Origin of the sequence: Oscillatoria sp. CS-180 (assembly GCF_028330965.1) — a bacterium.
Classification (GTDB): domain Bacteria; phylum Cyanobacteriota; class Cyanobacteriia; order Phormidesmidales; family Phormidesmidaceae; genus Halomicronema.
The window spans coordinates 1-7,417 of sequence record NZ_JAQMUB010000015.1 but is presented as its reverse complement, the minus strand read 5'-3'; the positions used below and the strand labels follow the sequence as shown (position 1 = coordinate 7,417).

Annotated in this window: 9 protein-coding genes; 5 read left to right on the top strand and 4 right to left on the bottom strand. The window is 46.6% G+C overall.

The genetic code is table 11. The annotated features are described in order from the left end of the window. From cysS to PN498_RS02090, 4 genes are all read left to right on the top strand, one after another. A partial coding sequence (gene cysS, locus PN498_RS02105; RefSeq protein WP_272061022.1) for a cysteine--tRNA ligase occupies positions 1–1,473 on the top strand: 1,473 nt, incomplete at its 5' end. A gap of 88 nt (positions 1,474–1,561) precedes the next feature. Further along, entirely contained in the window at positions 1,562–2,281 is a 720-nt protein-coding gene (locus PN498_RS02100; protein WP_272061021.1) for a class I SAM-dependent methyltransferase, read from the top strand. A 72-nt stretch (positions 2,282–2,353) separates the two neighbouring features. Then, the gene (locus tag PN498_RS02095) at positions 2,354–2,506 is read left to right on the top strand and encodes a hypothetical protein (protein ID WP_272061020.1); all 153 of its coding nucleotides are present in this window, start codon (positions 2,354–2,356) and stop codon (positions 2,504–2,506) included. Between the two features lie 85 nt (positions 2,507–2,591). Further along, positions 2,592–3,209 (top strand): Uma2 family endonuclease, encoded by a 618-nt coding sequence (locus PN498_RS02090; protein WP_272061019.1) that lies wholly within the window; start codon positions 2,592–2,594, stop codon positions 3,207–3,209. On the opposite strand, the gene PN498_RS02085 is transcribed toward PN498_RS02090, so the two are convergent. The 4 genes from PN498_RS02085 to PN498_RS02070 form a co-directional block, all read right to left on the bottom strand. Continuing rightward, the gene (locus PN498_RS02085; RefSeq protein ID WP_272061018.1) at positions 3,195–3,755 is read right to left on the bottom strand and encodes an integron integrase; all 561 of its coding nucleotides are present in this window, start codon (positions 3,753–3,755) and stop codon (positions 3,195–3,197) included. The genes PN498_RS02090 and PN498_RS02085 overlap by 15 nt on opposite strands. Positions 3,756–4,027: 272 nt before the next feature. Then, on the bottom strand, positions 4,028–4,276 hold the full coding sequence (locus PN498_RS02080) for a phage integrase N-terminal SAM-like domain-containing protein (protein ID WP_272061017.1): 249 nt from the start codon (positions 4,274–4,276) through the stop codon (positions 4,028–4,030). Between the two features lie 272 nt (positions 4,277–4,548). Then, positions 4,549–5,154, bottom strand: coding sequence for an RloB family protein (locus tag PN498_RS02075; protein WP_272061016.1), 606 nt, complete (start codon positions 5,152–5,154; stop codon positions 4,549–4,551). Beyond that, positions 5,147–6,433, bottom strand: a complete 1,287-nt coding sequence (locus PN498_RS02070) for an AAA family ATPase (RefSeq protein WP_272061015.1) — start codon at positions 6,431–6,433, stop codon at positions 5,147–5,149. Before PN498_RS02070 ends, PN498_RS02075 begins: the two co-directional genes overlap by 8 nt. A 290-nt stretch (positions 6,434–6,723) precedes the next feature. Here PN498_RS02070 and PN498_RS02065 point away from each other — a divergent pair, with 290 nt between their 5' ends. After that, on the top strand, positions 6,724–7,350 hold the full coding sequence (locus tag PN498_RS02065) for a nucleotidyltransferase family protein (protein ID WP_272061014.1): 627 nt from the start codon (positions 6,724–6,726) through the stop codon (positions 7,348–7,350). Positions 7,351–7,417 lie beyond the last annotated feature (67 nt).

Genomic DNA, 7,417 nt, shown 5'->3' with positions numbered 1-7,417 from the left:
CTCTACAACACCCTCACCAAACGCAAACAACCCTTTACCCCCATTCATCCGGGACGAGTGACGATGTATTGCTGTGGAGTCACGGTCTACGATGACTGCCACCTGGGTCATGCCCGGTCATATCTGGGGTGGGATGTGCTGCGACGCTATCTGCGCTGGCGGGGATACACGGTTCACTACGTGCAGAATTTCACTGATATCGACGACAAAATTCTCAACCGGGCCAAAGCCAAAGGGACAACCATGGCGGCCATTTCAGAGCGCTATATTGAGCGATATTTTGAGGATATGCACCGCCTGAATGTGATGGATGCCGATGAGTATCCCAAAGTGACGGAGCACATTGAGTCAATTCATGATTTGATTAGCCAGCTAGAAGCTAAAGGCTATGCCTATGCTGCTGGGGGCGATGTGTATTATCGGGTGGAGCAGTTTGCCGACTATGGGCAGCTTTCAGGGCGATCGCTGGCAAACATGCAGGCCGGAGCGAGTGGTCGTGATCTGGCAGCTACTGCCAAGAGCAACTCAGCTGACTTTGCCCTCTGGAAGGGTGCCAAAACCGATGAACCGGCGTGGGATTCTCCTTGGGGACCAGGACGACCCGGCTGGCACATTGAATGTTCGGCGATGATTCGAGCCCGGCTAGGAGCCACCATCGATATCCACGGTGGTGGTGGTGACCTCGTGTTTCCCCACCACGAGAATGAGATTGCCCAGTCTCAGGCCGCCAACGGCAAGCCCCTGGCCAACTACTGGCTGCACAACGGCATGGTGACGGTGAATGGCGAAAAGATGTCGAAATCCTTGGGCAACTTCACCACGATTCGCGATTTGCTAGACGGGCATTGGACAGGCTATCCGCAGCCGATAGACCCGATGGCAGTGCGACTCTTTGTGTTACAGGGACACTATCGGAAACCGCTAGATTTCACTAAGGATGCGATCGCCGCCGCAATCAACAGTTGGCAAACGCTGAAAGCCGGACTCTTCTTTGGTGACCACCACGGAGCCTCGCTGGGATGGTCAGCCGCCACTATCCAGACTTCCTCTCAGGAACCTAGCCCCGATGCCCCGTGGGTCGAACGGTTCCAAAGCGCTATGGACGATGATCTGAATACAGCGGGTGCTCTAGCAGTGCTGTTTGAGCTGGCTAAAGGGTTACAACGGGAGGGGAATCGTCTGGTTCACGAAGGAAAACCGCAGTCCAGTCCAGATCAGCTCTGGCAGCAGTGGCAAACCCTGATGCACCTGTCTCAGGTATTGGGGTTAGAAGCGGCCCAAAACGACAGTGATACTGATGCAGCGGCGGGTGACTTGGATGAGGGGGCGATCGCCGGTCTGATCCAGCAGCGCCAAACGGCCCGACAACAGCGTGATTTTGCCACGGCGGATGAGATTCGCGAGCAACTGGCGGCGGTGGGGATTGCGGTGGTTGACCAACCCGATGGTGGAGTCCGCTGGCACCGACAGTGAATCAATGGATGGAACGGTTGATGCCGTTTAGATAGCTGCACAGACTCCGATTGTGAAAAATAAGACGACGTAGTTATTCACATCACCCATGCAAAATCAAGAATCAGCGATTGTCTTCGACGAAGAACGCGCTTCTACTTACGATAAGAGAGCCGCTAAGTTAGCACCATTACGTGACACGCTGCATCTGCTAACTCGCCTGATACTTTCTGATCTCCCGACTGACGCCCGAATTCTGTGTGTTGGCGTCGGAACTGGCTTGGAGTTAATTTATCTGGCCCAAGAATTTCCACAATGGCAATTCACAGCGGTAGAGCCTGCGAGTGCGATGCTCGACATTTGCCGCCAGAAAGTTGAAGAGTATGGAATGGCATCGCGTTGTACCTGGCATGAAGGCTATCTTGATTCATTGCCGGCATCAGCCCCTTTCGATGCGGCGACTTGCCTTCTGGTTTCTCACTTTTTTATACAGCAAGAGGAGAGACGACAATTCTTCAACCAAATTGCTTCACGGCTTCGCCCTCAGGGATATTTAGTGAGTGCAGATTTGGCTTCTGATATGTCTGCCCCAGCCTATCAAGAGCTTTGTAAAATGTGGACTCGCATGTTGAGGTATGCCGAATATCCCGATGCGGATATTGAAAAATTTCTAGCCGCTCACGGTCGAGAGGCTGCGGTATTACCTCCCCATGAAGTCGCATCCATCATCGCATCGAGCGATTTTGATCCCCCGGTATTGTTCTTGCAGACTCTTTTTATGCATGCTTGGTATACCCAGCGGACATCGTCAGTTGGCAATACACCCTGATGCACTTGCACCAGGTATTGGGATTGGCGATCGCTAAGGACAGTACCGCTAAGGCAAGGACTGTTTGCTTGAATGAGGCCGCGTTGCCGGTCTGATCCAGCAGCGCCAAACGGCCCGACAACAACGCGACTTTGCCACGCGGATGAGATTCGCGATCAGCTGGCAGCGATGGGAATTACGGTAGTTGACCAACCCGATGGCGGAGTCCGTTGGCATCGGCAATAAGTTGTAGCGTTTTTGGGTCTTCCAGAATTGAGCCATTGTTAGGCAACCTATAATCGATGGAATAGAATTCCTCTGTTGTCACGGTATGATCGCGATCGCACCTATCAAATCTTTACCCGATGGCTCAGTGGCCACGATTCCCATGAGCTGGGCAGATTACCAGCAATTGGCTGCTAGCCGAGGCGATCGCAGCACTCCGCGTCTTAAATACGCTGATGGATACCTGAGCCTTAAGATGCCAACCTTTGAGCACGGCCAGCTAGATGCCATTGTGGCTGATTTGCTGGTGGCTATCCTCAACCAGCAGCTCCGCGATTACGTTCGAACGACGCCCGTTACCCTGCAAATTCCCGAACAGGCAGGCATCGAACCCGATCATTGTTTTTGGCTCAACAACTGGGCCGCTGTGAGCGGTAAAAGTCGAATTGACTTAGCCGCCGATCCGCCACCCGACATCGCGGTTGAGATAGAGGTGACTAACTTCACAAATATCGCCGATTATGAGCTTTTTAACGTTCCTGAAGTATGGCTCATTCGAGGGGATGTTCTTGCCATCTTCGCCTTGGCATCTGGGAGATACACTAAAGCTGAGTCTAGTCAATTTTTTCCTGATACTGCTATACCGAAACTCTATCATCAGGTGATGGCGGCCATTGCCGAAGGGGCTAGTCCTCCTAGAGCCATTCGATCAGTTATTATCTAGCGGACTTCGCACTCCCCGACCGCCCCGATTCAGCACATGAGTATAGATCATCGTGGTTTTGACATCCTTGTGGCCCAACAATTCTTGAATCGTGCGAATGTCATAACCGTTTTCCAAAAGATGCGTGGCAAAGCTATGGCGAAACGTATGACAGCCTATTTTCTTGGCAATTCCGATTTGTCTTACGGCCTGCTTTAGCGCTTTTTGAATGCCACTTTCGTGGAGATGATGCCGCCGCATTGCTTCACTACGAGAATCTTTGACAATGCGGCTAGCCGGAAACACGTATTGCCAGATCCAATCACGGTTGGCATTAGGGTATTTACGCTCTAAGGCAAATGGCAGATAAACTGAGCCAAAACCACGCCCTAAATCTTGCTGGTGTTGTCGCCGAATGCCAACGAGATGATCCTGAATTTCGGCAGCAGCACTAGCGGCTAACATCGTCACCCGATTTTTGCGCCCTTTGCCGTTTCTTACGATGATTTGATGTTGGGCAAAATCGACATCTTTGACCCTTAATCGCAGCGCTTCTGAAAGTCGCAAACCACTCCCCTAGAGAAGTTTTGCGACTAGCTGATGAGGCTCCTCCATCCGTTGAATAACTGCTAAAGCTTCTGCCTGGGTCAACACAACGGGCAAATTGCGGGGGCACTCGCCCGAACCGCGTTGATGCCTGTGATTTCAATGCCTAACACTTTTTGATAAACAGGACTTACGCAGTTGCATCCGACTTTGGCCCCTTAATCCCCAAATATGGGGAAGCCGGATGCAACGTCCCCCAAAATTGGGGGATGCAAGGGGGCCGTGCGTAAGTCCTAATAAAGAAACAATATTGCATTCAGAGCTTGATTTTGGGTAGCTGCTGCGACCTGTTGATTGACAGCTAAATCGGTCAGGAATGCTTCAATCTCGTCTCGCCCCATCTCTCTAGGATGTCGTTTTTGGTGGAAGAGAATGTATCGCTTTATCCACTGGACATACGTTTCTTCGGTGCGATAGGCATAGTGCCGCAGACGCATGACCTCACGGACTTGCTCTAGCAGCTTCTTCGGTTTTGGTTCCATAGATTTTTAGGTAGACTCAGCAGTTAAAGTGTCAAAAAATACACAATAGTCTTTCTGTGCTATACCTGAAAATATGTGGAAAGTTTCCCGCGATCTACCCCAATCTGCTGGATCGCAAGAAACTTTCTCGCGATCTACCTGAATCGGGATGATATACGGAAACTTTCTGTCTAATAACATTGTTATGCAGCAGCACGATTTGCCCAGAATAAAAAAGGGTATCTTCGACTAGAGTAGCCAGTAGTATGATGCAAGGTTTATCGAAAATATTTTCATTTAATAAACCTATTGAGTTCTTGTACTAACAGATGTACTGTTGTAGAAGGATTATCTTTGGCAGGAGCCTGGGGATTATATTGTGTGAGTAAACTTGTAGCATTTTTAATAGCAGTAGGTTGTTTGTCCAAAAGCTCGTCATAGATTGCTTCACTATTTTTCTGATACCTTTTATTAAGGTATCTATCTAATTTCTTGCAGTAGTCACTTCGAGGGATTCCAGCGTTGAGGAACTCGAAATGAAGGAGATACCATAATTCAAATGCTTCGTTAGAATAAGCTACTTTGAAGCCCTGATTTTCAGCACTGCTGATCGCATTGTTGAAGTTTTCCGGAGTCCAGTCATCTCGATCAAAGACACACCATACTTGATCGTAATCCTCTTGCTCTTTTAAAGCTCTTGCCTCTTTGACTAATTTACTAGGATCTTTCGCTACACCCTGAACATCTATTTCTACAACGTTTATAAAGACACGAAATCTTCTAAAGTAGTTGGGCTCAGTTTTCTCTCCTTCGCACAAGATTAAGAATCTCTGCCTGACTTCTCTAATATCAGTTTTTCTAGGAGAATATCCGCGAGAATATGACTTTCTTTTAGCCATTGGATTCGATCAAATGATTTAAATTCCCAATATACGGAATCGCACCATATCTTCCCTTAATATAATCACTTTCGAAAGAAGCATCATTGCGTATCTTATATTCTGCCAAAGAATATAAATCCGTGGCACTATATCTATTCTTTTCAGCAAACCAAATCTGATCTCTACGAAAAATTTTATTGCTGAGTAAGTTGGTGTCGTGCGTCATGAAAATTAGTTGAGCATTATTTGGGTTTATCTCCCTAGAATTAAATAACTTGACGATTGCAAGGCTAAGCAAAGGATGAAGTCTTGCATCAAACTCATCAATGATTAGGATCTCTCCTTCTTTAAGAGCAGTTATGATAGGTCCAGCTAAAGCAAAAGCCTTTTTCGTCCCTTCAGATTCATGGCTCGCCAAATCGAATTCCTCGATCGATTTATGGTTTCCATCAGCATCAAACTTCTGATGAGAAATACCGATTGAAGTTGCTTTGCCTCCTCCTGCTTTAACAATAATTTTCTTGAGCTCGTCGGGCATTTCGCCAGGCAAGGAGTCAATTGTGACGTCTTCCTGTTCAACTTGTATTTCGCTAATTCCTAGATCTAAATTCTTGATTAATTGAACAATATCTAACTTGTTTTTATTGTCTACGAAGCATTTAACCGTATAACTTAAGTAAGCTTCATCATGCAGACCTGAAATAATGTTGAGCTTGTCCGTCAACCATTCTAAAATTTTCTCGGCAAGTTTGACGTTGAATTGAGCAGAAACAGACAAAAAGAGTGCATTACTTCTTGTCCTTTTCTGAAGACCATCCGCGTTATAAACTTTAGATGATTTAATAGCATCAATTTGACGTTCGAATAAATTTGTTTCTCTTATGTTTGGAACATAAAATAGCCATTCAGATATCACTCTCTCCTGAGTCACTTCAAAGCCATATCTATATCTTTGTCCGTCCATTAAAAACGCTAACTCAAAGTATGATGGTTTCCCCTCAGTTGCTGTGCTAAGCCTAAAAGGCTCCACACTTATTTCATCTGTACTCTGAGTTTCTTTAGATGAATTGACCATAAACCATTTCATGAAGCTTAATGCTCTAGCAAGATTGCTTTTGCCACTAGCATTGGCTCCATATATTGCAGCGGTCCTAAGTAGCTTCAGCTCCTCGTCTACATCAAAAGTATTATTTACATCAATGCTTTTATCTTTTGACACAAGGTTAGCCGCCACCATGCTGAAGGTAACGCGCTCTTTGAATGATCTGTAATTACCAACACTAAATTCGATAAGCACGATTTATTCCCTGTCTTAATGCAGGAACTTGTGAAAAAATCACACATACATGCATTAAACATAGCAGAAACCGGCTTAAAATGATGGATTATTAAGATTATCTCTTAATGCATGAGTACTAGTTGAGCGTGCAGCATAACAACTCAAATGCAGCGGGCGGTCGAAAGCTAGTAGTTTTGTATTCAAAAGTATCTGCCACCGCTGATTTGAAACGTTGTGCGGCTTAGATATTAGTGGGGGTGTTATTTGAAGCTTATCTGTTAGATTGAACACGAGATCGTTTTGAGTCGATGGCAAAAATAGAGCCAATAAATCAGCAATTGCCTCAATTCATCCATTATGTCGTTAAGCGTTTGCAGTCAGTTGAGGGAATTGCTGCGATTGCTCTAGGCGGTTCAAGAGCACGAGGTAACCATACGCAAAAGTCCGATGTGGATCTAGGAATTTATTACAAGCCAGAAAATCCTCTTGATTCAGTTGCACTGAGTCACTTTGCCGCTGAACTTGACGACTCCCATCGCCAAAATTTGATTACTCCAATTGGCGAATGGGGAAAATGGATTAATGGCGGTGGTTGGCTACAGATAAAAGATGTCCCTGTAGATTTTCTTTATCGTGATGTGGCTCAGGTTAGCCATGTCATCGATAAGTGTCATGCTGGGCAAATTACAAGCGATTACCAACCTGGGCATCCCCATGTTTTTATCTCCTCTACTTACATGAGTGAAGTTGCTATTTGTTTGCCACTTCACGATCCGCATGGCGTTTTAGACACCTTAAAGGCTAGGACAACTCCCTATCCAATTCAGCTTAAGCAAGCAACAATTGATAAGTTTGCCTGGGAAGTCAGACACCACCCGCAAAGCGGGTGGCTTGATGAGTGGGGCCGCCTCAAAGGCGGTCGTCCTACACCTTAGTTATCTGTTTAGAACCGCCCACTTTGCTCATTCCCTTCCTGTTCTCGAATATAACGACGCACCGTTT

Bases quoted from the DNA above. Each gene is read 5' to 3' on its own strand.
- PN498_RS02080 (WP_272061017.1), bottom strand. From the start codon at position 4,276: ATGGAACCAAAACCGAAGAAGCTGCTAGAGCAAGTCCGTGAGGTCATG.
- PN498_RS02095 (WP_272061020.1), top strand. From the start codon at position 2,354: ATGAGGCCGCGTTGCCGGTCTGATCCAGCAGCGCCAAACGGCCCGACA.
- PN498_RS02090 (WP_272061019.1), top strand. From the start codon at position 2,592: ATGATCGCGATCGCACCTATCAAATCTTTACCCGATGGCTCAGTGGCC.
- PN498_RS02075 (WP_272061016.1), bottom strand. From the start codon at position 5,154: ATGGCTAAAAGAAAGTCATATTCTCGCGGATATTCTCCTAGAAAAACT.
- PN498_RS02065 (WP_272061014.1), top strand. From the start codon at position 6,724: ATGGCAAAAATAGAGCCAATAAATCAGCAATTGCCTCAATTCATCCAT.
- PN498_RS02100 (WP_272061021.1), top strand. From the start codon at position 1,562: ATGCAAAATCAAGAATCAGCGATTGTCTTCGACGAAGAACGCGCTTCT.